This is a genomic window from Phyllobacterium sp. 22552, assembly GCF_052044585.1.
GTDB classification, from domain to species: Bacteria; Pseudomonadota; Alphaproteobacteria; order Rhizobiales; family Rhizobiaceae; genus Phyllobacterium; species Phyllobacterium ifriqiyense.
The window spans coordinates 228,028-249,527 of the sequence record NZ_JBQENG010000006.1; the positions used below are offsets into that span (position 1 = coordinate 228,028).

General features: G+C 52.6%; 22 protein-coding genes. 8 read left to right on the forward strand and 14 right to left on the reverse strand.

Going from position 1 to position 21,500, the window contains the following annotated elements; translation table 11 throughout:
- Nucleotides 1-118: 118 nt before the first annotated feature.
- Complete coding sequence (locus ACTJI9_RS15775; protein WP_440809362.1) at nucleotides 119-904, reverse strand: cell envelope integrity EipB family protein; 786 nt, start codon at nucleotides 902-904, stop codon at nucleotides 119-121.
- A 154-nt stretch (nucleotides 905-1,058) separates the two neighbouring features.
- Between ACTJI9_RS15775 and ACTJI9_RS15780 the strand changes: the two genes are divergently transcribed.
- The 4 genes from ACTJI9_RS15780 (at nucleotide 1,059) to ACTJI9_RS15795 (ending at nucleotide 4,031) form a co-directional block, all read left to right on the forward strand.
- Nucleotides 1,059-1,523, forward strand: a complete 465-nt coding sequence (locus ACTJI9_RS15780; protein WP_115053006.1) for a RidA family protein — start codon at nucleotides 1,059-1,061, stop codon at nucleotides 1,521-1,523.
- Nucleotides 1,524-1,525: 2 nt separating this feature from the next.
- The gene (locus ACTJI9_RS15785) at nucleotides 1,526-2,245 is read left to right on the forward strand and encodes a glycerophosphodiester phosphodiesterase (protein ID WP_354343765.1); all 720 of its coding nucleotides are present in this window, start codon (nucleotides 1,526-1,528) and stop codon (nucleotides 2,243-2,245) included.
- 105 nt (nucleotides 2,246-2,350) lie between these two features.
- Nucleotides 2,351-3,535 (forward strand): GNAT family N-acetyltransferase, encoded by a 1,185-nt coding sequence (locus ACTJI9_RS15790; protein WP_440809211.1) that lies wholly within the window; start codon nucleotides 2,351-2,353, stop codon nucleotides 3,533-3,535.
- 64 nt (nucleotides 3,536-3,599) lie between these two features.
- The gene (locus ACTJI9_RS15795; RefSeq protein WP_115053003.1) at nucleotides 3,600-4,031 is read left to right on the forward strand and encodes an HIT family protein; all 432 of its coding nucleotides are present in this window, start codon (nucleotides 3,600-3,602) and stop codon (nucleotides 4,029-4,031) included.
- Here ACTJI9_RS15795 and ACTJI9_RS15800 read toward each other — a convergent pair.
- The 5 genes from ACTJI9_RS15800 to ACTJI9_RS15820 form a co-directional block, all read right to left on the reverse strand.
- Nucleotides 4,026-4,370, reverse strand: a complete 345-nt coding sequence (locus tag ACTJI9_RS15800; protein ID WP_115053002.1) for an AzlD domain-containing protein — start codon at nucleotides 4,368-4,370, stop codon at nucleotides 4,026-4,028. The genes ACTJI9_RS15795 and ACTJI9_RS15800 overlap by 6 nt on opposite strands.
- Complete coding sequence (locus ACTJI9_RS15805) at nucleotides 4,367-5,125, reverse strand: AzlC family ABC transporter permease (RefSeq protein WP_115053001.1); 759 nt, start codon at nucleotides 5,123-5,125, stop codon at nucleotides 4,367-4,369. Before ACTJI9_RS15805 ends, ACTJI9_RS15800 begins: the two co-directional genes overlap by 4 nt.
- Nucleotides 5,126-5,191: 66 nt before the next feature.
- Nucleotides 5,192-7,660, reverse strand: coding sequence for an ATP-dependent Clp protease ATP-binding subunit ClpA (gene clpA, locus ACTJI9_RS15810; protein ID WP_440809215.1), 2,469 nt, complete (start codon nucleotides 7,658-7,660; stop codon nucleotides 5,192-5,194).
- A gap of 6 nt (nucleotides 7,661-7,666) precedes the next feature.
- Nucleotides 7,667-7,999 carry an ATP-dependent Clp protease adapter ClpS gene (gene clpS / locus ACTJI9_RS15815; protein ID WP_162802512.1) on the reverse strand — a complete coding sequence of 111 codons (333 nt, stop codon included), beginning with the start codon at nucleotides 7,997-7,999 and terminating at the stop codon, nucleotides 7,667-7,669.
- 215 nt (nucleotides 8,000-8,214) lie between these two features.
- A complete protein-coding gene (locus ACTJI9_RS15820) occupies nucleotides 8,215-8,547 on the reverse strand; it encodes a phasin family protein (protein WP_115052999.1) in 333 nt (110 codons plus the stop codon).
- 284 nt (nucleotides 8,548-8,831) lie between these two features.
- On the opposite strand from ACTJI9_RS15820, the gene ACTJI9_RS15825 reads away from it, so the two are divergent.
- Nucleotides 8,832-10,166 carry an SPOR domain-containing protein gene (locus ACTJI9_RS15825; protein WP_440809365.1) on the forward strand — a complete coding sequence of 445 codons (1,335 nt, stop codon included), beginning with the start codon at nucleotides 8,832-8,834 and terminating at the stop codon, nucleotides 10,164-10,166.
- 49 nt (nucleotides 10,167-10,215) lie between these two features.
- Nucleotides 10,216-10,488: a hypothetical protein gene (locus ACTJI9_RS15830; protein WP_440809217.1), complete on the forward strand. Its 273-nt coding sequence runs from the start codon at nucleotides 10,216-10,218 to the stop codon at nucleotides 10,486-10,488.
- A gap of 211 nt (nucleotides 10,489-10,699) precedes the next feature.
- Here ACTJI9_RS15830 and ACTJI9_RS15835 read toward each other — a convergent pair whose 3' ends face one another.
- Together ACTJI9_RS15835 and ACTJI9_RS15840 are read right to left on the reverse strand one after the other, a co-directional pair.
- Nucleotides 10,700-11,137: a DUF1489 family protein gene (locus ACTJI9_RS15835; protein ID WP_115052997.1), complete on the reverse strand. Its 438-nt coding sequence runs from the start codon at nucleotides 11,135-11,137 to the stop codon at nucleotides 10,700-10,702.
- Between the two features lie 69 nt (nucleotides 11,138-11,206).
- A complete protein-coding gene (locus tag ACTJI9_RS15840) occupies nucleotides 11,207-12,607 on the reverse strand; it encodes an L-serine ammonia-lyase (RefSeq protein WP_440809221.1) in 1,401 nt (466 codons plus the stop codon).
- Nucleotides 12,608-12,848: 241 nt separating this feature from the next.
- Between ACTJI9_RS15840 and ACTJI9_RS15845 the strand changes: the two genes are divergently transcribed.
- Nucleotides 12,849-13,562 (forward strand): DUF599 domain-containing protein, encoded by a 714-nt coding sequence (locus ACTJI9_RS15845; RefSeq protein ID WP_307285235.1) that lies wholly within the window; start codon nucleotides 12,849-12,851, stop codon nucleotides 13,560-13,562.
- Here ACTJI9_RS15845 and ACTJI9_RS15850 read toward each other — a convergent pair.
- Complete coding sequence (locus ACTJI9_RS15850; protein ID WP_115053295.1) at nucleotides 13,557-14,756, reverse strand: MFS transporter; 1,200 nt, start codon at nucleotides 14,754-14,756, stop codon at nucleotides 13,557-13,559. The genes ACTJI9_RS15845 and ACTJI9_RS15850 overlap by 6 nt on opposite strands.
- 196 nt (nucleotides 14,757-14,952) lie before the next feature.
- Here ACTJI9_RS15850 and ACTJI9_RS15855 point away from each other — a divergent pair, with 196 nt between their 5' ends.
- Nucleotides 14,953-15,918 carry a DUF1624 domain-containing protein gene (locus tag ACTJI9_RS15855; protein ID WP_440809224.1) on the forward strand — a complete coding sequence of 322 codons (966 nt, stop codon included), beginning with the start codon at nucleotides 14,953-14,955 and terminating at the stop codon, nucleotides 15,916-15,918.
- A 4-nt stretch (nucleotides 15,919-15,922) separates the two neighbouring features.
- Here the strand turns inward: ACTJI9_RS15855 and ACTJI9_RS15860 are convergent, their stop codons facing one another.
- The 5 genes from ACTJI9_RS15860 to pabB form a co-directional block, all read right to left on the reverse strand.
- Nucleotides 15,923-16,309, reverse strand: coding sequence for a MerR family transcriptional regulator (locus tag ACTJI9_RS15860; protein ID WP_115053294.1), 387 nt, complete (start codon nucleotides 16,307-16,309; stop codon nucleotides 15,923-15,925).
- A gap of 111 nt (nucleotides 16,310-16,420) precedes the next feature.
- Nucleotides 16,421-17,833 (reverse strand): magnesium transporter, encoded by a 1,413-nt coding sequence (gene mgtE, locus ACTJI9_RS15865; protein WP_336440056.1) that lies wholly within the window; start codon nucleotides 17,831-17,833, stop codon nucleotides 16,421-16,423.
- 50 nt (nucleotides 17,834-17,883) lie between these two features.
- Nucleotides 17,884-19,332, reverse strand: a complete 1,449-nt coding sequence (locus ACTJI9_RS15870) for an aldehyde dehydrogenase family protein (RefSeq protein WP_440809227.1) — start codon at nucleotides 19,330-19,332, stop codon at nucleotides 17,884-17,886.
- Between the two features lie 150 nt (nucleotides 19,333-19,482).
- Nucleotides 19,483-20,079 (reverse strand): anthranilate synthase component II, encoded by a 597-nt coding sequence (locus ACTJI9_RS15875; RefSeq protein WP_337354719.1) that lies wholly within the window; start codon nucleotides 20,077-20,079, stop codon nucleotides 19,483-19,485.
- Complete coding sequence (gene pabB / locus ACTJI9_RS15880; protein ID WP_440809230.1) at nucleotides 20,076-21,470, reverse strand: aminodeoxychorismate synthase component I; 1,395 nt, start codon at nucleotides 21,468-21,470, stop codon at nucleotides 20,076-20,078. The genes ACTJI9_RS15875 and pabB overlap by 4 nt, the downstream gene beginning before the upstream one ends.
- Nucleotides 21,471-21,500: the final 30 nt, after the last annotated feature.

A 21,500-nucleotide genomic window follows, 5' to 3' on the forward strand; every position in this document is an offset into this window, starting at 1 on the left:
AGGCCATATCGGATTTCTCCCGATATCGACCCAAATCCCGTGTGTGGAATGAAGCGGCTGTTAATGGATATTTGCGGCAAACGCAAGGGCGTCCGGCACAAAAGACCTCAGCCTTGGTCTACTTCTTGCATTTCGGCGTATCAAACAGCTCGAGATTGACCAGCTTGCCGGTCATGGAAAAATCACCATAATCCATTTTCAGGTCGCGGGTTACACCGTTGCGATACATCTTGAAATTGATGCGGTAGCTTGGCAGTCCTTCTGCCTTTTCCTTTTCGTCGAAGTAAGCGATTGATACAGGCCAGGTCGCATCTTTCGCCAATGGACCCATGTGCTTGATCTCGTCATCAGGCTCGGTAACGGCTGATTTACCGATAACGACGGTCGTCGCCATGATCTTGTTGGCATCTTCCGAGCCATCGAAAAGCTTGGTTTGATAAAAAACCTCGCCAGCAAGCGCTTTCTCGATCAATTGCTGCATGTGACGTGTGGGAAATTGGGAAAGATCAAGATCTTCTTTCGAAGCAATCGGCTTTGTCAGTGAAATTTCCGTCTTGTCTTTCAACAGCGATGCATCGCCGCGAACTTCCTTGGTTAGGCTTTGATCGACAAAAGTTTTATTGACGAAGCGAAATTTCTCACCATTTGCGGTTTCGAACGTCGTCGTTTGTTGATCTGTCACCCTTTGCGGCTGCTCTTCCATATCGACGCGCGTCACAAAGCGGAAGTTCGTCGTGTAGCCTTCGCAATCCGACCCATTGAACTCGTAGACCATACGCCCCGTCAATCCGGTAATGCCGCTAGAATCCTGTGCATTGTCCAGTTTCAGGTCATAAATAGCGCGATGAGGAACAAGCGTTGCAGTTCCGGCAGCAAATGTCATGGTAGAACCACCCAAAGCCATGACGCCAAGACTGTAACCAAGGATTGAAAATACGCGCATCAAAAGATTCTCCACTATTGAACGTGCATATTAAAAAAACTCTTGGCGGAAGCGAGGCAAAAATCGCAACTTCCATCACAATCAATTGCGATTCCGAAACACAAGGACAATAACCATGAGCAATCCTGTCGAATCCCGCCTTGCCGAGCTCGGCATCAGCCTCCCCGTCGCCGCAGCGCCGGCAGCAAATTATGTGCCCTATTCGCAAACAGGAAATCTTTTGCTCACATCGGGCCAGTTGCCTTTGGTCGGCGGCAAGCTCGTTCATACGGGATTGCTCGGTGCGGATCTGGATGTGGCACAGGGTCAAGCCTGTGCTCAGGCGTGCGCCGTCAATATTCTGGCTCAGGCAAAAGCTGCACTTGGCGATCTTGAAAAGATTGTTCGCGTCATAAAGATCACTGTTTTTGTCGCCTCAACGCCAGGTTTTACCGAACAGCACCTTGTTGCCAATGGCGCTTCTGATCTTCTTGTCGCGGCATTGGGCGATATTGGACGCCATGCACGCTCTGCAGTTGGCACAGCGGCACTGCCCCTTAATGCTCCTGTCGAAATCGAAGCTATCATTGAGGTTCGCTGATTATGCCCTCAATTGACTGGTTGAAGAAAACTCCAATAGCCCATCGTGGCTTGCATGATTTGAACAATAAGCGCTGGGAAAACACGCTGTCTGCTTTTGACGCCGCAGCAAGCGCGGGCTTCGCCATAGAATGCGACGTTCATCTATCCGCCGATGGCAAAGCGGTTGTTTTTCACGATGGCACCTTGGACCGCGTCACGGGCCAAAAGGGCAATATTGATGAACTGACTGCGCAACAGGCCTGCAAAATCCGCGTCGGCGGAACCAAGGACCATATCCCTACCCTTACCGAAGCCCTGAAGCTGATTGATGGTCGCGTACCGATTATCATCGAACTGAAGGGCATTGCCGGACGCGACGACGGTCTGGTCAAGGCCGTCGCAAGTGATTTGGCGGCTTATCAAGGTCAAGCCGCGATCATGTCGTTCGATCACCATCTCATTCGCCTTTTCGGCAAGGACGCACCGGGCATTCCAGCCGGGCTGACAGCCGAGGGCCTGCGCGATGAGGATATGGAAGCGCATTTCTCAATGCTGGCCTACGAAATCGACTTCATTTCCTATAATGTCCACCATCTGGAAAATCGCTTTCTGGAGTTTGTAAACTCGCACCTTGACCTGCCTGTGATCTCCTGGACTGTGCGTAGCGCGGCAGACAAGGTGAAAAGCGATGCTCTTGTAGACCAGATCACATTTGAAGGCTTTGATCCTCGCTTGCCATAAGGCTGGCTTTGCCTCTTGTATCGGCAAATCAATCACCTAGCTTATTGATTGAACCGGAATCGTTGCTTCCGGTTCGTCTTCGCTTATGGAAAGCCCAATTTGCTGATGCAAAATCTTGAACACGGCAATTTCACCTTGCGTGCCTGCGAAGGCATTGGCGCATTCACGCCAGCCGAGTGGTCGCGGCTGACTGACACCTCCCGTGATCGACCGGGTTACAATCCATTCATTTCGCATGCCTTTTTGTCGTCGCTGGAAGATTCCGGCTGCGTTGCCACCAAGGCAGGCTGGCTACCGCAGTTCTTGCGCCTTGAAGATGAATGCGGCGTGCTCGTCGGCGCCGTTCCTTGCTACTTAAAAAGCCATAGCCAAGGGGAATATGTATTCGACCATGGTTGGGCTGATGCATTTGAACGGGCGGGCGGGCGCTATTACCCGAAATTGCAGGCAAGCATACCGTTTACGCCAGCCACCGGCCCACGTCTGCTGGTCAATTATGATTGGGATGGCGACGCAGTCCGCGCCGCGCTGGCTAATGGGTTGCAGCAACTCGCCACGCAGCTGAACGTTTCGTCCGCACATTCAACCTTCGTGAATGAGACCGATCTTGTGTCTTTCACTGAAGCCGGGTTCCTGCATCGCGTCGACCAGCAATTCCATTTCATCAATGATGATTATGCCAATTATGACGAATTCCTTGATACGCTTGCATCCCGCAAGCGCAAGGCTTTGAAGAAAGAACGCCGCGAAGCCGTGGCGAATGGTATCACCATTGAGCGACTGACCGGCACCCAACTCACTCAAGAGGTTTGGGACGATTTTTATACGTTCTATATGGATACTGGCAGCCGCAAATGGGGTCGCCCCTATCTGAACCGCAAGTTCTACCAACTGATTGGTGAGCGCATGCCCGAGGATATCATGCTTGTCATGGCTCGCCGTGATGGTCGCTATATCGCGGGAGCCATCAATTTCATCGGCTCAGACAGATTATATGGCCGGAACTGGGGCTGTATCGAAGACCACCGATTCCTGCATTTCGAGGTTTGCTATCATCAAGCCATTGATTTCGCTATTGAGCGCAAATTGCGTGTCGTCGAAGCGGGTGCGCAAGGCGAACACAAGTTGGCACGTGGCTATCTGCCCGTCATTACAAATTCAGTGCACTACATTGCCCATGAGGGGTTGCGGCGCGCAGTCAATGATTTCCTCAGGCATGAACGCGCTGATGTTGCTTTGATGAGCGATGCGCTCAATGAACATGCGCCATTCAAAAAATCCGAACAATAAGCTTGACCCGCAAAACGGGCATGATCAAAAACATCAGCCATGATTTTGTAAGGACACGCACAGAATGAACCAGCAATATGAAAGCACCAACATATTCGCGCGAATCCTCCGCGGAGAGATTCCGTCTCATAAGATATACGAAGATGACAGAACCTATGCGTTAATGGATGTAATGCCGCAGGGAAAGGGTCATTGCCTCGTATTAACCAAATCTCCAAGCCGCAACCTGCTCGACGCCGATACAGAGGCGCTTTCCGCCGCCATCGCTACAACGCAGAAAATTGCGCAAGCCGTGGTGAAGGCTTTCAATGCCGATGGGGTCGGCATTGCACAGTTCAACGAATCTGCCGCAGGACAAACGGTTTTCCATCTGCATTTTCACGTCATTCCGCGCTTTGAAGGAATTGCGCTGAAACCACACAGCGGCACGATGGAAGACAACGCCGTACTGGCGGCCAACGCGGAAAAGATCAGGGCGGCTTTGGCAGAGCTATAAAAGCAAGCCGGCAATCAAAATAGCTTCCCCGACGACAACGCCAATAATGACCCGTCGGCCCAGGTAGAGATAGGCGAGAAATCCTGCCAAGGCGGCGCCTACTCTCAAATAGACGGACGACTCTGCTAAAGCGCCGCTTGGATAAAGTATCAATTGGGCGATAACGCCTGCCACAAGCGATGTTGCAACAGCGCGCACAACCGTCAGTGCTTCTGAATCTTCGCTAACGCGCCCACCAATAAATACGCCGATGAAGCGCCAGATATAGGTGGGAAATGCTCCTGCCAGCAGAATGAAAACGTAAGGCCACCACCAATCGGAATAGCTTTGCCAAGTCATGACGACCTGCTCCGCATAGCTGCAAATCGCACATATGCCATTGTCACCAAACCACCGGCAAAGCCCGTTAACAGCAGATCATAAGCCGGGACGATGGTATGGATCAGCGGGAACAGCAACAGCCCCGAAACCATGGCAACATGCACAGAACGATCATGCGCCGATCCCCAAAGGGAAGCCAGGAAGTACATCGGCGTCAAAAAAAACAACGCAGCAAAGACAAGTGGCGGAAAACTGGCCGAAAGCCAATACACCATCGCCACGACCAATGTGTTCACAGTGGTTAGAGTAATGCCCAGACCTGCGAAAAATATCAGGCGCATGTCGCGCGGCACATGCTTGAGCTTTTCCATGCCCACCACCCACGCAGTAATCGCAATGAAATGCGCAATGGGCAGAAGCGCTCTTTTCCTGGTTTTTGGGCCGCGCACCTCAGGGATGAACGCCGCAACCATTGGCATTAGCCTGATGGATGAAAGCCCTACTGCAATGGCTGTTGCGACAATGGAATAGCCACCCGAAATGGCACCTATCAGCACGATATTAGCCGGAAGCGCCCAGATTGAAGCTACCATGAACGTCGCTTGCAGCATCGAGACGCCATTTTCACTGGCAAAGCCGGCGAAGCCAACATGAGCGGTCATGAGGATAAGTGCCGGGATACTTGCGATCAACGAAGCACCTGCCAGAAACCACTGAAATGGTGTCCGCTCGGTCATCTGTGTGTCTTCGGGGGCAAGATCGGAATCAGACATGCTTCAAGCGTTAAACGCAACTTTCATAGGGGGCAAGAAAAAGGCCACCCGAGGGTGGCCTTTCTGTTATTTCTTGCGCGGAACCTTTGGCACTGATGCTTTGGGGGTCACAGGGGTGGAGCGTTCCCCGCTGACCGCATCTGCCGAAGCTTTCTCGAGCACCGGTTTTTTAGGCGCTGGCTTCTTACGTGCCAGCGGTTTTTTCTCTACCGGCATTTCCTTCTTCGGCTTTACCACAACCTCGTCGGCTATGTAGTCGAGTACCAGACCGCGTGAACCATCCGGCTTCTCGGCAACGGAAACCTTGACGGTGCCGCCCTTCTTGAGTTTTCCGAACAGCACTTCATCAGCCAATGGCTTCTTGACGTACTCCTGGATAACGCGACCCAGCGGACGCGCACCCATGCGATCATCATAACCTTTGTCAGCCAACCAGGCGATTGCTTCCTGTTGCAGATCGAATGTTACGCCGCGATCGGCAAGCTGTGCCTCAAGCTGGATAACAAACTTCTGCACCACCTGATGAATGACCGGAACAGGTAGAGGACCAAATGGCACGATCGCATCGAGACGGTTGCGGAATTCTGGCGTGAACAGGCGGTTGATGGCTTCCAGATCATCGCCTTCACGCCGTGAAGAGCCAAAACCTATAGCCGCCTTTGCCGCATCCGAAGCGCCGGCATTCGTCGTCATGATCAAAATGACATTGCGGAAATCGATCTGCTTGCCATTATGATCTGTCAACTTGCCGTGATCCATGACCTGCAAGAGGATGTTGAACAGATCCGGATGCGCCTTCTCGATTTCGTCCAGCAGCAGCACGCAATGCGGATGCTGATCGACGCCATCGGTCAAAAGGCCGCCCTGGTCAAACCCGACATAGCCGGGAGGCGCGCCTAGCAGACGCGACACCGTATGGCGCTCCATATATTCCGACATATCGAAACGCAGGAGTTCCACGCCAAGTGATGCAGCCAATTGCTTGGCAACCTCGGTCTTGCCGACGCCGGTAGGACCGGAGAACAGATAAGAGCCGATCGGCTTTTCCGGTTCGCGCAAACCTGCACGGGCCAGCTTGATTGATGAAGACAGCGCTTCAATGGCCAGATCCTGACCATAGACAACCCGCTTCAATTCCGCCTCAAGGTTCGAAAGGACTGCTTCATCATCTTTCGAGACAGTCTTCGGTGGAATGCGCGCCATTGTTGCAATGGTTGCTTCTATTTCCTTGACGCCAATCGATTTCTTGCGCTTGGCCTCCGGCAGCAGCATCTGGCTTGCACCAGTCTCATCGATCACGTCGATTGCCTTGTCCGGCAATTTGCGATCATTGATATAGCGTGCTGAAAGTTCTACAGCCGATTTGATCGCCTCCACAGTGTATTTGACCTTGTGGAAGTCTTCAAAATATGGCCGCAAGCCCTTCATGATCTCAATTGCATCAGGAATTGAAGGCTCGTTCACATCGATCTTCTGGAAACGGCGTACAAGCGCCCTGTCCTTCTCAAAGAACTGGCGGAATTCCTTGTAAGTCGTTGAACCAATGCAACGAATCGCCCCTGATGACAAAGCCGGCTTCAACAGGTTCGACGCATCCATAGCGCCTCCAGATGTAGCACCGGCACCAATGATGGTGTGAATTTCGTCGATGAACAGGATTGCACCCGGAAACTCTTCGAGTTCCTTGATGACCTGCTTCAAACGCTCTTCGAAATCGCCACGGTAGCGCGTTCCGGCCAGCAATGTACCCATATCCAGGGAGAACACTGTTGCATCCTGAAGTACACTTGGAACCTTCTTTTCCACAATACGCTTTGCCAGACCTTCGGCTATTGCCGTCTTGCCGACGCCGGGATCACCGACATAAAGCGGATTGTTTTTCGAACGGCGGCAAAGAATCTGGATGGTCCTGTTGATCTCCTGATCACGGCCGATCAATGGATCAATCTTGCCAATCTTGGCGCGGTCATTCAGATTGATGCAATAAGCCGTCAGGGCATCCTGCTTTTTCTTCGTCGTTTCATCAGACTCTGAAGCATGTGATTCTTCATTATTGCTTTCAGTGCCGAGCGGTGTGCGCGGCTCCGACATGCCTGGACGCTTGGAAATCCCGTGGGAAATGTAGTTGACCGCATCATAGCGGGTCATCTGCTGTTCCTGCAGGAAGAAGGCCGCATGACTTTCACGTTCGGCAAAAATCGCGACAAGCACGTTTGCGCCGGTCACTTCCTCGCGGTTGGAAGATTGCACATGGATAACAGCACGCTGGATTACGCGCTGAAAAGCGGCAGTCGGTTTTGAATCTTCATCATAGCCCGTAACAAGATTATCGAGCTCATGATCAACATAATCGTTCACCGTACGGGTAAGTTGCACCAGATCGACATTGCACGCGCGCATGACACTGCTTGCGTCCTGATCATCGATCAGGGCAAGAAGCAGATGCTCCAGCGTGGCATATTCGTGATGATGCTCATTGGCGATGGTCAGCGCCTGATGCAGGGCCCGCTCAAGACTAGGTGAGAAAGATGGCATGAAACCTCACTTTTTCTCCATCACGCATTGCAGCGGATGTTGGTTTTGCCGCGCATAGTCCATGACTTGGGTCATCTTGGACTCCGCGACCTCATAGGTAAAGACACCGCATTCACCGACTCCATGATTATGCACATGAAGCATGATTCTGGTGGCATCTTCTTTGTTCTTCTGGAAAAAACGTTCCAGAACATGAATGACGAATTCCATGGGAGTGTAATCGTCATTAAGAATCAACACACGGTAGAGACTCGGCTTTTTCAGCTTTGGTTTTGTACGGGTAATAACAGCCGTGCCCCGACCGGGACCGTTGCCATTGCCTTGGTCCTCATCCTGCATTTTGGGTGAAAACGTATTCATGTTGTTGCTGCCTGCATTCTGATCGCCATGTGTCGCTCTGTACATTCTATGTAGGTCGCGATGAGCTAATTTTAAGCCCTATCCTGAAGCTTGCAATATCAAGTTACACTTGGCAAAGGCGATTTGCTGCTTCAAGGATAAAAAAAGCCCGCTTGCAGGGCAAGCAGGCTCAAAATCAACCTTGTGAGAGCGTGTCAGCTCCGCACTTTTACCAGCACTGCTTCATAAGGCTTGAACGCTTCTTTCGCGATATCCGCGTAAAGCTCACTAAATTTGGCAGCTTGCGCCACGAATGCTTCGTAAGCATTTTTGGTGAAAATGCTGTGAGCATGGAATGCCTGCTCGACGGACCGAGTGGATGCGAGCTTTTGAACCAATGCTGAGCCATCCTGGAGCGATTTTGTCGAATAATCGGTAGCTTCGCCTACAATCGTCTGCAAGCCTTCGTTCATTGCAGAAACGCTGGCCATACTATTGCCCAGAAATTCTCTGCTTTTCTCGTTCAGCGCGCTGAGTGAGGTGACCATAATTCAGACCTTTCAAATGAACTTTTGTTATTGGCGTGGAGTTAGTGTGCACTGCACAAAAAGTCAAATTCAAGGTAGCTGCGATTTTAACCTTAAAAATTAATCAAAATCGACGGAAAACCGTGAACCTTCCGGTTACCATAAAGGGTTTGGTAACGCTGATACGGCTAAAGTCTACACATCCGTTCTGATGCCTTTGATCATCAGTAAATTTCGACGCATATACCGAGCAGGTGTTGATTGTGCTTTACCCGGCCCGCCAGACTTCAAAACTAATTACAAAAATGGCTTATGCCCTGCTCGCAGTGGCAATCATATCCGGGTTGAGTTTGGGCATCGCCACACAGGCCGAAGCTCAAAGCAAGGCTGCCTCGATCGTCGTGGATGCCAATACGGGCAAGACCCTCTATTCATCCAATGCAGATGCAAAGCGTTATCCCGCTTCACTGACCAAGATGATGACCCTCTATATGCTCTTTGAAGCGATGGCGGCAGGCAAGGTTTCAAAATCGACGCCAATCGCTGTGTCGGCTTATGCTGCCTCCCAGCCGCCCACAAAGATCGGTTTCAAACCCGGCCAGACAATCAGCGCCGAAGCTGCAATTCTTTCTCTGATCACCAAATCCGCCAACGATGCTGCAACTGCCATAGGTGAACATCTTGGCGGCTCAGAGCAGCGTTTCGCAGTGATGATGACCAACAAGGCACGCCAGCTTGGCATGCGCAATACTCAATTCCGCAATGCGAGCGGCTTGCCTGATGGTCAGCAATATTCGACAGCACGTGATCTGGCGGTCCTCGGCATCGCGCTCCGCGAGCATTTCCCACAATATTACAGCTATTTCTCAACCCGCAGCTTCAGCTATCGTGGCCGCCGCATCGTTGGTCACAACAGGCTTCTCGGTAAAGTCGAAGGCGTTGATGGAATCAAGACCGGCTACACCCGCATGTCTGGCTTCAACCTTGTTTCGTCGGTCAATACAGGCGGCAAAAAGCTCGTCGCCGTCGTAATGGGCGGATCAAGCGGGGGCTCACGCGACGCTCAAATGGCCAAGTTGATTGCGCAATATCTCCCTTCTGCATCGCGCCGCGATGGTGGAAATCTGCTCGCATCGCGCAAAAACAGTCAAATCAGCGTTGCTGCTCTCGAATTGCCTGAAAACAATAATGTTCCTGTCCCGGTCCAGCGCGAAGTCGCCGCTGCTCCAGTAGAGGCTGAAGAAGTTGTAACCGCCTATGCGGCACCTGCCCCAGTCGCCTCACCGGCAGCACAGATTTTGCGCATACCAGCCCCAACACCTAAAGAGGAAGTCGGCGAAGGCGATCAGTCTGAGGTTGACCCTGTAACGACTGCTTCGGCATCTCCCGGCGGCTGGATGGTGCAGATTGGCTCCACAGGCAGCCCTCAAGAAGCAAAGGCTCTGCTATCCAAGGCCGTCTCACAGGTTGGCGCCCCTGTTGCAAGCCTTTCGCCCTATACGGAAAAATTCCAGAAGGGTTCCATTACCTATCACCGCGCGCGCTTTGCAGGCATCTCCTCCGCCAAGGCTGCCAACAGCGCTTGCGCCGCTCTGAAGCGTCAAAGTTTCAACTGCTTTGCGATTGCACCACAATCGTAAGGCGATTGATGAAGAAGGCCCCGATTGTTTAGCGTTAAGGGTTTAGGTCATGTCGAGCATCATAGAACAAGATAGTTCCTTTGGTTTTGCCCCCAAGTCTGCCAAGCCACGGCTGAGCGGCATTGGAGCATTGCAGCAGGCAGCATTGCGTCTTGCCGATCTGCGCCGGGGCGGTACTAACGCCTTCAAAACCATGGATCTCGTCAATGTGTTGTTGTGTCAGGCAGCACGGACCCGCCGCGCGGCTTTGCCACCGGTTCGTCTGCACCTGCGTTCGGAAAGTAGTAATGGAGTAACCGCAGTTCGCCTCCGCCTCTACTGAACAAGCACACGGCCAATGCGCTGTGTTTATGTCTGGTGACAACGGCGTTGTTCGTGTTCGCCCTTCGAAAAGCTCAGGGATCTCACCAAAGGTGAAATAGTGGGCGATATGATAATCGCAAGCGTTTCAAAGCTTGACTCTTACAATCTCCAACCATCCTCATGGTGAGCTTGTCGAACCACGCGCTGAATTAATGCACCAAGCTAAACGACTAAAGTAACCCGAGCGAGGCCAGCTCATTCCGCAGCTCCGGTGGCAGTTTGGCACGGCCGGATTTGCCCTGCCCCTCATCCAACGGTGCGTCTTCGCTCGTAAGATAGCGCCACCCCTGAAATGCCCGCCTCGGCTGCCATTCGGTTACGATAATGCGCGGCTCCAATACGAGATTGCAGCGCGAAATTCCTTCATCATCCGTAAATGTCCGCAGATCGGTCAGGCGCTGGCGGCACTGAATATTGCCCTTGATGACCCAATAGAGCGATCCGCCATCCAGAAGCTCTTCAGCACGCTTTGGCACCATGCGCGTTGTATGAAACTGTTCCGCAGGCAGACCCGCGCGGCGGCGTTCATCCAGACGGAAATCAATCCAGGCGGCCAGATCTTCGATTGCCGTACAGCCGACACAGAGTTTTACGAGGTTAAGAGCCATAGGCTAGCTTTTACGCTTCCGGGTTGTTCGGTCAACCTTAAGCAACGTTTCGTCCACAGCGGCAATGAATCAGCATTCCACCACATTGACAGCCAGACCACCCAAGCTGGTTTCCTTGTACCGCTCATTCATGTCCATACCTGTCTGGCGCATGGTTTCGATACAGGCATCCAGCGGGACAAAATGGGTTCCGTCGCCTTTAACCGCCAATGAAGCCGCCGTAACCGCCTTCACCGCGCCAAGCGCATTGCGCTCGATACAGGGCACCTGCACAAGGCCAGCGACAGGATCGCAAGTCATGCCAAGATGATGCTCAAGGGCAATTTCGGCAGCATTTTCAATCTGCTCCGGCGTTCCGCCAAGGACAGCCGCCAAACCGGCAGCGGCCATAGCTGATGCAGAGCCGACCTCACCCTGACAACCGACCTCAGCGCCCGAAATGGAGGCATTGGTTTTGACGATCCCTCCAATGGCTGCCGATGTCAGCAAAAAATCCCGAATGCCATCCTGATCCGCGTCCTCGTGGAAATGCAGATAATAGCGCAGAACTGCCGGAACAACGCCAGCGGCGCCATTTGTCGGGGCAGTTACAACACGGCCACCGGCAGCATTCTCCTCATTCACAGCCATCGCATAAACTGACAGCCAATCATTGGCCAGCAGGGGATTGATGCGATTTTGCCGCCACTCTTCCTGAAGCCGATCATGCAGATAACGGGCACGGCGCTTGACCTTGAGGCCACCCGGCATAATGCCTTCCTGCTCCAAGCCGCGATCAATACATGAGCGCATGGCCGACCAGATGCGATCAAGACCAGCATCCAAATCAGCGCGGCTCATGAACATTTCTTCGTTGCGCCGCTTCATTTCAGCGATGGAAAGGCCGCTTTCCTTTGCCATGCTCATCATCTGCGCGGCATTTTTAAAAGGAAACGGCACCGAATGATCTGCTTTGGGTACCGTGCGTGTCTTCGCTGATTCCAATTCTTCTTCGGTTACAACGAAACCGCCGCCGATTGAGTAGAAAATCCGGCGGAGCAATAATCTGTCATCAACATCATAAGCCTCGAAAGCCATGCCATTGGCATGGCCGGGAAGCGCGGTGCGACGATCCATGATGAGATCCATAGCCGGATCAAAGCGATAGATGGGATGACCTTCTGGTGCGAGCGTCTTTGTCTGCTTAACTTTCTCAAGCAGGGCATCCATCTCGTTTGGATCAACAGTTGCCGGCAAAAGCCCGCATAAACCCAGAATCACCGCCCGGTCCGTAGCATGCCCGATACCAGTAAAGGCCAAGGATCCATGCAGATGCACACGCAGCCTGTGGACTTTCACACCCGTAGGGCGCGGCCACTGGCCATTCTTCAATTCATCAAGAAATTGTCCACCGGCAGTCATCGGTCCCATCGTGTGGGAACTCGAAGGACCAATGCCGATTTTGTACAGATCGAAAACCGACAGGAACATCAAGCAACCTCAAAAGGTGGAATCCGGAATATTCGATAATGGCTGGTCGGCGAGGAAAGGCGCAGCCAGCCACCGACCTAGCCTTGCATTTATACGACATAGGGTGTGTGAGACGAAAGTCCAATAGCTATTTGTGTCAGCAATTATTGACACGAAACAGAACTGCCCGAATAAAGGTTGAATAGTACCCCATTCTCGGAGCCTGCACATCCTGGGGTCCGACCCCAAGGGTGATGGAACAATGACGAATCCGAATATGTCCTATTGGCTCGATGTTGTGGCGCTAGTGTATTTTTTCGCCGTCTGGGCGCTTTATTCGCACACCACGGCCAATGGCTTTGGTGGCAGAAAATCCCTGACATCCGAGATGAATCACGCACGAAGCCAGTGGATGACGACAATGGCCACGCGCGAGCTGCGCATGATCGATACCAGCATCATGATCGGGTTGCAGCAAGGCACAGGATTCTTTGCCTCAACTTCGATCCTGGCAATCGGCGGCTGTTTCGGCCTTCTCAACTCTTCGGGTCGCGTTCTGACCCTGTTTCACGAACTGCCATTCATCAGCGAAACAACGCAACAGCTGTTTGAGACAAAGATACTTGGTTTGCTCATCCTGTTCGCCTATGCGTTCTTTAAATTTGCCTGGTCGTACCGGCTGTTTAATTATTGCTCCATATTGATCGGCAGTGTGCCTATGGCCCGCGATAGAGGTCCCGATGATCCGCAGGTGGTTGCCGGAATCAATCGCGCCGCCGGGATAAACATTCAGGCCGGGCAGCATTTTAACAGCGGCCTTCGCGGCATATTCTTCTCGATAGGATATTTAGGCTGGTTTCTTCACCCGGCGCTGTTCATGGTCACGACAACACTGGTTGCCTTCGTGCTTTTACGCCGGCAGTTCTTCTCAAAAGCGCGCGACGTTCTCATCCGCAATGCCCAGACGGGCCTATAGACGGCGTGGCAGATATCGCCAGACGAATATGGCTGTGAACAGCATCAACGCTGCCAATGCGATAAAGATCGAGCCGAAGCTGAAGAATGTCAGGATGATCGAGTAAAAGAAGGCGGGCAGTATTTCGGAAAAATCGAGATAAGTCCGATATACTGCGGTCATTTGGGCTCGTTCATGCGGGTGTACAGCCCGAATGAATGTCGTGGATGCCAATGTATCGAGCGCGACACAGAAAAATGAACCGGAAAGCAGCATGAGTGCTGCAATCATCGGAAAACTTTCGCCAGCAATTCCCGCACCGATCAGGGCAATAGCCAATAGGATGAATATGCCGGATATTGTTCGCGTTAAACCCTGCGCCATTCCGATTTTGCCCCACAGAATGGAACCAAGAAGAAACAGATTGCCTAAAGATACGAGCAGCCCGCCGGCGAGCGATCCCTGCCCCGTCGCTACCATGAGGATCGGGCCGTAGACGAAGAAAGTGCTCCAATAACAAGAGCGGGAAAAGGCAATGAGCCAAGCCAGTCGCAACCTCGGCTGAACGACAAACCGGCGCACATTTGCAATGGGGTTTGCCGGACGGCTGGGGCCCTTTTGCAAGGCCGGGTTATCGCTAAGCCGGAAATACCAGAACAGCGTCAGCAAAAGAATGGAAAAACCGATCGATAACAAAAATGGAGCGATCATCCCGATGCGGGTGTAAAGAAAAACACCCAAAAAAGGCCCGGCCGTCCAGGCGAGCGTCGCAGTTGCCATACGTACGGACTCGGCCCGGACAAGTTCGCCTTTCTTGATATGGTCCATAATGTAAAGGCTGAGCGTTATCGAAAGCGTTCCTGCCCCGAAGGTTCGAAGGAACAGTCCAATTGCCTGTCCTGATATTGTATCAAGCGCAAATGCGACGCATCCCAGCATCAGGGAAACTGAACCAGCTGTGTACACCCATCGCCGTGGAATGCGCACGATCAGCAGCGGGATCGATAAGGTTGAAATAAGCCCGAGCAAAGACATACAGGTATAAAGAATGCTGACGCTGCGTTCGCTTTGCAAAAGATCATAGGTCTGGATCGGCACCACACTAGTAATGATCGCACGGGCCATCGATTCGATGCCGAAAAGGATGGCAAATACCCGCGCTGTTGGACGCTTGGCCGTGTTGATCCAGATGGGATGACGAACTTGATTTATCACGATGGGACTTTGAAGCTTGATTCGAACGCTGCAGGAAGCATCGAACGAGAATCCATCGATAGCAGTCAATTAGGCGACATAACATGCAACTTTCGATGGATTTTTCACAATCCGTGATGGGATTGCTTAAACGTCATGGATTTTAAGCGCCAGCTCCAATAGCTTGCGGCAAACTTTAGCTACGAGATTCCATAAAATGAGCCAAAACGCTGTCTCAAATCCTCCGGTAAAAGCACGCCTTGGCAAACTCGATGTGTTGCGCGGCATCGCTCTTATTGCGATGGCGACATATCATACCGGTTGGGATTTTGAGTCCTTCGGCTATTTGGAGCCCGGCACAACCGGACATGGTATGTGGAAGCTCTATGCCCGCTGTATTGCATCTACATTTCTGGTGCTTGTCGGCTTCAGTCTCGTTCTGGCTCATAGTCGCGGCATTCGCTGGCGACCCTTCGGCATCCGACTAGCGCAAATTGTTGCCGCAGCGCTGGCAATTACAATTGCCACCTATCAATTTACCCCGGACAGCTTTGTATTCTTTGGTATACTCCATCAAATTGCGGCTGCGAGCCTTCTTGGCCTGCTTTTCTTGCGCTTGCCAGCATTTATCATCGCTTTCGCCGCTGCTGGAGTTGTTGCCGCGTCCCATTTTCTGGCATCATCGGCCTTTGATGCCCCGTGGCTATGGCCGCTGGGTCTTTCCGAAATTACGATCCGCTCCAATGATTTTGTACCGATATTTCCCTGGTTCGGAGCGGTATTGGTGGGGATGGCCCTCGCCAAAACATTCCAGCATCTCAATTTGCTGACCTTGTTTGCGGGCAATATCAAACCGGCTTGGCTGGACAAAGGGCTGCGCTTTATCGGTCGCCATAGCCTTGCCTTCTATCTGATTCATCAACCTGTGCTTATCGGTTCTGTCTACGTTATTTCGCAGATTTTCCCCCCATCCCTGCCTGCCAGCCGCTATGCGGGTGAATGTGTGCAAAGCTGCGAAGTGACCTATGACAAGGCCCTTTGCGAAAACTTCTGCGGATGTGTCGTGGGTAGATTTCAGGCAGACGGAATATTCGCTGACGCACTATCGGGAAAGCGAAATCCGCAAACCGATCCGCAAATGCAGGAAATCCAGCAGATTTGTCTTAACGAAACCGGTCAGTGAGACTTCAGGTATTAACGCCCAGCTCAGCGAGCCGCTCAATGCAGCCCTCTTCCACCTGATCTAGTTCTGCCAAGGTTTCTTCGATATCCCGGCGCTTCTGGCGCAGCTCACTGCGTTTTTCTTCCACGCGCTTCATCATAAGATGAATCTGTCCAAGCTCACCGGGGGGCGCCTTGTACATCTGGATGATTTCCTGAATCTCGGAGATCGAGAAACCCAGGCGCTTGCCACGAAGAATCTGCTTTAGCAGATGCCGATCAGAGGGACGGAATAAGCGTGTGCGCCCGCGCCGCACAGGATGGATCAGGCCTTCATCTTCATAAAAGCGCAATGTCCGGGTTGAAACACCGAACTCCCGTGTCAATTCTGTAATTGAATAATATTCGCGGATAGCAGACACAGATCATTCTCTCTTTAACCGATTGAATGTAGTGGTCACGAATTTACGTAAAAGTCAATTGAACGATTGTACTCGGTTGAAAACTTTGGTGCATAACAACTTTTATTTGAAGCCAAACCACCATGTTGCAAGGCCGAGAAATGACGAAAAGCCAACCACATCGGTGATTGTTGTCACGAATACCGCTGAGGCAATCGCCGGATCTGCGCCGAACCGGTGGAGGAGCAGCGGAATGAGGATTCCGCCAAGCGCGGCCGCCAGCATGTTGATTATCATCGCGCAAGCGATGATGCCGCCAAGATTGACGCTGCTGAACCAGAAAGCCGCGACCAGACCTATCAGTATTGCAAAGATGACGCCGTTGATCAGTCCCACGGATGCTTCACGTCTTATGATACGGCCAGCATTATAGATATCCATGTCACGTGTCGCCAGCGCGCGCACTGTAACAGTCATCGTCTGCGTGCCTGCATTGCCGCCCATGGAGGCAACAATCGGCATGAGCACGGCAAGCGCGACCATCTGCTGGATCGTGCCGTCGAAAAGCCCAATGACAGATGCCGATAGAAATGCCGTGAACAGATTGACCACAAGCCACGGCGTACGCGAGCGCGAGGTGGAAAGGATCGAGTCGGAAAGCTCTTCGTCGCCGACGCCGCCGAGGCGCATAATATCTTCCTCGGCCTCTTCTTGAATAACGTCAACGATGTTTTCAATTGTCAGAACACCGACCAGACGCTCATTTTCGTCGACAACAGCGGCAGATAGCAGATCATATTGCTCGAAAATTTGCGCAGCTTCTTCCTGGTCCATCGTTGCCGGGATCGCATGCCGTGTTTCGTGCATGATATCTTCGATCTTCGTATCGCGGCGCGTGCGCAAGATGCGATCAAGATCAATGGCGCCCAGCAGCCGAAACATCGGATCAATGACAAATATCTGCGAAAAGGATTCCGGCAGATCATCATTCTCGCGCATATAGTCGATGGTCTGCCCCACCGTCCAGAACGGCGGCACAGCCACAAACTCGGTCTGCATGCGGCGGCCAGCCGTCTCTTCCGGATAACCCAGTGAACGCCGGAGGCGCACTCGCTCGGTAAATGGCAATTGCGCCAGAATCTCGTCGCGGTCTTCCTGATCGAGATCTTCAAGAATGTAGACGGCATCGTCGGAATCGAGGTCCTGAACGGCCTCGGCAATCTGCCTGTTTGGCATTGCATCGACGATTTCGAGGCGGACAGCCTCGTCCACCTCGGTGAGCGATGCAAAGTCGAACTCATCGCCAAGCAATTCAACCAATGCGCGCCGCTGTTCTGACTGCAAGGCTTCAAGAACATGACCCAACTCGGATTGATGCAGCTTGCCAACATGCGAACGCAGAAACAGCACATCGCGATCGGCAATAGCCGCGCCGACGCGAGCGAGATAAGACGAGCGCACAGCGCCATCTTCGCCATAGATGTCCACGTCCTCAACGTCAGGCGCGGCATTGCTCAGGCGTTCTGTTTCATCCATTCTGTCCGCACCCGTCTGCTGGCATCAATCGTCGTTCAGGCAATACAGGCTCAAGCGGTGCTGTCTTCCCAACCGCTTATGGCCTTCACTTCCAGGAAGTCTTCAAGGCCCCAATGACCGCCTTCGCGGCCGATACCTGACTGCTTATAGCCACCGAAAGGTGCATCTGCCGCATGGCTCGCGCCATTGATACGCACCATGCCTGCACGAAGCTGCTTCGATACGCGTTTGATGCGCTCAACATTACCGGACTGAACATAGGCGGCAAGGCCATAGGGCGTGTCATTGGCGATTTCGACAGCCTCCTCTTCTGTATCAAAGGGTATCATCGTCAGAACCGGACCGAATATTTCTTCGCGAGCAATGGTCATGCCGTTGTTCACGTCAGCAAAAACGGTCGGGCGGACATAGTAGCCACGATTGAAACCCTCGGGACGTCCGGTTCCGCCGGCAATGAGCCGCGCGCCTTCCTTGATGCCCTGTTCTATCAGACCCTGCACCTTGTTGAACTGAAGTTCGGAAACCAAGGGGCCCATATGGTCACCTTCCTGCGAAGGATCGCCAACCTTGGTCGCTTTGGCCGTTTGTGCGGCAACTTCTGTTGCCTTGTCATAGACAGAACGTTCGACGAGCATGCGTGTCGGCGCGTTGCAGGATTGTCCGGTATTATTGAACACATGGGCAACGCCGCGCTTTACCGCTGCTTCAACATCCGTGTCAGCGAAAACAATGTTTGGTGATTTGCCACCAAGTTCCAGCGAAACCCGCTTGACCGTATCGGCAGCAGCTTTGGTGACAGCAATGCCAGCGCGCGTAGAACCGGTAAAGGACATCATATCAATGCCTGGATGACGTGACATAGCTTCGCCCACAGTCGGCCCATCGCCATTGACGAGGTTGAAAACACCTGCGGGCAAGTCAGAAGCGTCAATAATTTCCGCAAAGAGCATGGAGGACATTGGTGCAACTTCAGATGGCTTCAGAATGACTGTGCAGCCCGCAGCAATCGCAGGAACGACTTTCAGCACCACCTGATTCATCGGCCAGTTCCAAGGTGTAATGAGGCCGCAAACGCCAATTGCCTCATAGGCGATACGTACATTCTTGTTGTGTGCATCAAGCGGGCGTTCGAATTCGAAATTCCTCAGCGCGCGCTGAAAGGCCTTGAGGTGCCCCATTCCTGAAGCCGCCTGTTCTTCGAGCGCCATGGTCATGGGTGCACCCATCTCAGACGATATTGCCCTGGCCATATCGGAGAGGCGCGATTCGTAAATGGCGATCAGGCGTTCCAGCCAAGCGAGGCGATCCTCGCGGGTGCTGATACTCCACGTGGTGAAGGCATTGCGGGCAGCGATAACTGCTTTGTCCACATCAGCGGCAGAACCAAGAGAGATCGTGGCAAATGCTTGCTCGTCAGCCGGGTTGATCACTTCAAGCTCTTTGGCGACAATTGGAGCTATCCATTTTCCATCAATATAGAAATCGGTCTTGCGCAGCATGATCTGTCTCCTGCTCATTTGCTTTGTAAAAGGCGATTGTAACAAGACCGCCCACGATCGGCGGACGTCATATTGTGTGTGTAGCGAGGATAGGCGAAACGTCCAACAGGAATATCGAACAAAGAGGCGAAAATTGCGGCGCGCGCTAATTTACACCTTTATTTGTTCGCGATTGAACTGCCGTGCAAGCCGCAAAAAATTCCCGAGCATGGCATGACCATACTCGGTCAATACGGATTCCGGATGGAACTGAACGCCATGGGTTGGGTGGCTTGCATGGGTCAGCCCCATGATTTCACCCGAGCTGGAACGCGCATTAATCAATAATGGACCCGCTTGCGGTTCGTACTCCACGATCAATGAATGATAGCGTCCCGCTTTAAGGGGGCTCGGCAGGCCCTTGAAAACACCCGTGCCGTCATGCTGGATTGCCGACGAGCGACCATGCATTGGTTCGCGTGCCCGCACAACGCTGCCGCCAAACACTTCTCCAATACATTGATGGCCAAGACATATGCCGAGTATAGGAATTTCCCCGCTCAGCTGTTCGATAATTGCCAGCGACTGCCCGGCCTGGCGCGGTCCGCATGGTCCCGGTGAAAGGATAATGGCCTCTGGAGCGAGGTGCTTTACTGCTTCAGCTGATATGGCGTCGTTTCGAACCACTTTCGGGATCGTGCCAAGCTCTGCGAAATAGCGTGCAACGGTAAAAACAAAAGAATCGTAATTATCGATGATCAGGATCACGGCGCATCCTCTTCAAAAACGCTGAAGATGCGAGCGGCTTTATCAAGGGTTTCCTGATACTCGGCTGCCGGATCCGACAGCGCTGTTATCCCGCCGCCAGCTTGAAAAATAGCCTTGCCGCCCTGAAACAACACGGTTCGGATCCCGATATTGCTGTCGCAATTACCATTGAAACCCATATAGCCTATCGAACCGCAATAAATGCCCCGCGCCTGCCGCTCGATCTCGGTAATGATCTCCATTGCCCGCAACTTTGGAGCGCCGGTTATTGATCCTCCGGGGAATGATGCAGCGATCAGATCCATCAATGATGTGTTTTTGGCCAACTCGCCAGTCACCACCGAAACCAGATGATGAACGCTGGCATAGGTTTCCAGACCGCAAAGCACTGGCGTCAGAACCGAGTGTGGACGACAAACGCGCGACAGATCATTGCGCATCAGATCGACAATCATCAGATTCTCAGCGCGATCCTTTTCAGATCCAAGAAGCATGTCGGCAAGTTGCTTATCCTTCACAGGATCGGAAGATCGCGGCATTGTGCCTTTGATCGGCCGTGTCTCGACGTGGCTTCCAGTGACAGCGAGAAACCGCTCGGGTGAACTTGACGCAATAATGATGTCACCATGATCGAGAAAAGCAGCGAAAGTTGCAGCATTTTTCTGGCGCAATTGCTTGTAGAATAGCCATGGCGCATAATTTTCGGGAATGTTTGCGCTGAAACACTGGGCAATGTTCGCCTGAAAAATATCTCCATCGAGAATATATTCCACGACCCGGCTCACCGCCTGCATATAGCTTTCACGGTCAAAATTGGAGTTCCACTCCGTACGGGGAATGGCTGGCTTTCGTCCGGCAACGCCACTTTCCGATCTGGTGAGTTGGTCTAAAAACAGTCCTGCCCTCTCCGCAGCGCGCTCTGCACGAACACTTTTTTCCAGTTCCGGAAACCCGGTTGAAATCAGCCAAACTTTTTGTTCTGTGTGATCGAAGGCCAGAACGACATCATAAAAATTCCATATGGCATCCGGCATTGTCCCTTGTTCTGGCACTTCTGGCTTTGGCAATCGCTCAAGCAAGCGCCCGAATTCATAAGAGAAATAGCCTATCGCGCCTCCCTGGAATGGCGGCAATCCGGGTTGTCCCTCCGTGCGATATAATTCGAGACAATGTGAAATAGCGTCCCGTGCGGGCATACTCACCGGCTCATTATTCCATCTTACACTGCCCTGATCGGCGATCAGCTGACCGAACGGATCAGCGGCCACGTAGGAGTACCGTCCGAGGGATTCGTGACGCATCGCACTGTCGAGAAAGCTCAATCCTCCGAGCGCCCGCAAACGTTCGGCAACATCAACAGGCTCCAGCCATGGAATTTCACGAATATGCAAATGGCTCTCCCGAGAGTATCAGCGCCGGAC

Bases quoted from the DNA above. Each gene is read 5' to 3' on its own strand.
- ACTJI9_RS15775 (WP_440809362.1), bottom strand. From the start codon at position 904: ATGGCTTTGGGTGGTTCTACCATGACATTTGCTGCCGGAACTGCAACG.
- ACTJI9_RS15780 (WP_115053006.1), top strand. From the start codon at position 1,059: ATGAGCAATCCTGTCGAATCCCGCCTTGCCGAGCTCGGCATCAGCCTC.
- ACTJI9_RS15785 (WP_354343765.1), top strand. From the start codon at position 1,526: ATGCCCTCAATTGACTGGTTGAAGAAAACTCCAATAGCCCATCGTGGC.
- ACTJI9_RS15790 (WP_440809211.1), top strand. From the start codon at position 2,351: ATGCAAAATCTTGAACACGGCAATTTCACCTTGCGTGCCTGCGAAGGC.
- ACTJI9_RS15795 (WP_115053003.1), top strand. From the start codon at position 3,600: ATGAACCAGCAATATGAAAGCACCAACATATTCGCGCGAATCCTCCGC.
- ACTJI9_RS15800 (WP_115053002.1), bottom strand. From the start codon at position 4,370: ATGACTTGGCAAAGCTATTCCGATTGGTGGTGGCCTTACGTTTTCATT.
- ACTJI9_RS15805 (WP_115053001.1), bottom strand. From the start codon at position 5,125: ATGTCTGATTCCGATCTTGCCCCCGAAGACACACAGATGACCGAGCGG.
- clpA (WP_440809215.1), bottom strand. From the start codon at position 7,660: ATGCCATCTTTCTCACCTAGTCTTGAGCGGGCCCTGCATCAGGCGCTG.
- clpS (WP_162802512.1), bottom strand. From the start codon at position 7,999: ATGCAGGATGAGGACCAAGGCAATGGCAACGGTCCCGGTCGGGGCACG.
- ACTJI9_RS15820 (WP_115052999.1), bottom strand. From the start codon at position 8,547: ATGGTCACCTCACTCAGCGCGCTGAACGAGAAAAGCAGAGAATTTCTG.
- ACTJI9_RS15825 (WP_440809365.1), top strand. From the start codon at position 8,832: ATGGCTTATGCCCTGCTCGCAGTGGCAATCATATCCGGGTTGAGTTTG.
- ACTJI9_RS15830 (WP_440809217.1), top strand. From the start codon at position 10,216: ATGTCGAGCATCATAGAACAAGATAGTTCCTTTGGTTTTGCCCCCAAG.
- ACTJI9_RS15835 (WP_115052997.1), bottom strand. From the start codon at position 11,137: ATGGCTCTTAACCTCGTAAAACTCTGTGTCGGCTGTACGGCAATCGAA.
- ACTJI9_RS15840 (WP_440809221.1), bottom strand. From the start codon at position 12,607: ATGTTCCTGTCGGTTTTCGATCTGTACAAAATCGGCATTGGTCCTTCG.
- ACTJI9_RS15845 (WP_307285235.1), top strand. From the start codon at position 12,849: ATGACGAATCCGAATATGTCCTATTGGCTCGATGTTGTGGCGCTAGTG.
- ACTJI9_RS15855 (WP_440809224.1), top strand. From the start codon at position 14,953: ATGAGCCAAAACGCTGTCTCAAATCCTCCGGTAAAAGCACGCCTTGGC.
- mgtE (WP_336440056.1), bottom strand. From the start codon at position 17,833: ATGGATGAAACAGAACGCCTGAGCAATGCCGCGCCTGACGTTGAGGAC.
- ACTJI9_RS15870 (WP_440809227.1), bottom strand. From the start codon at position 19,332: ATGCTGCGCAAGACCGATTTCTATATTGATGGAAAATGGATAGCTCCA.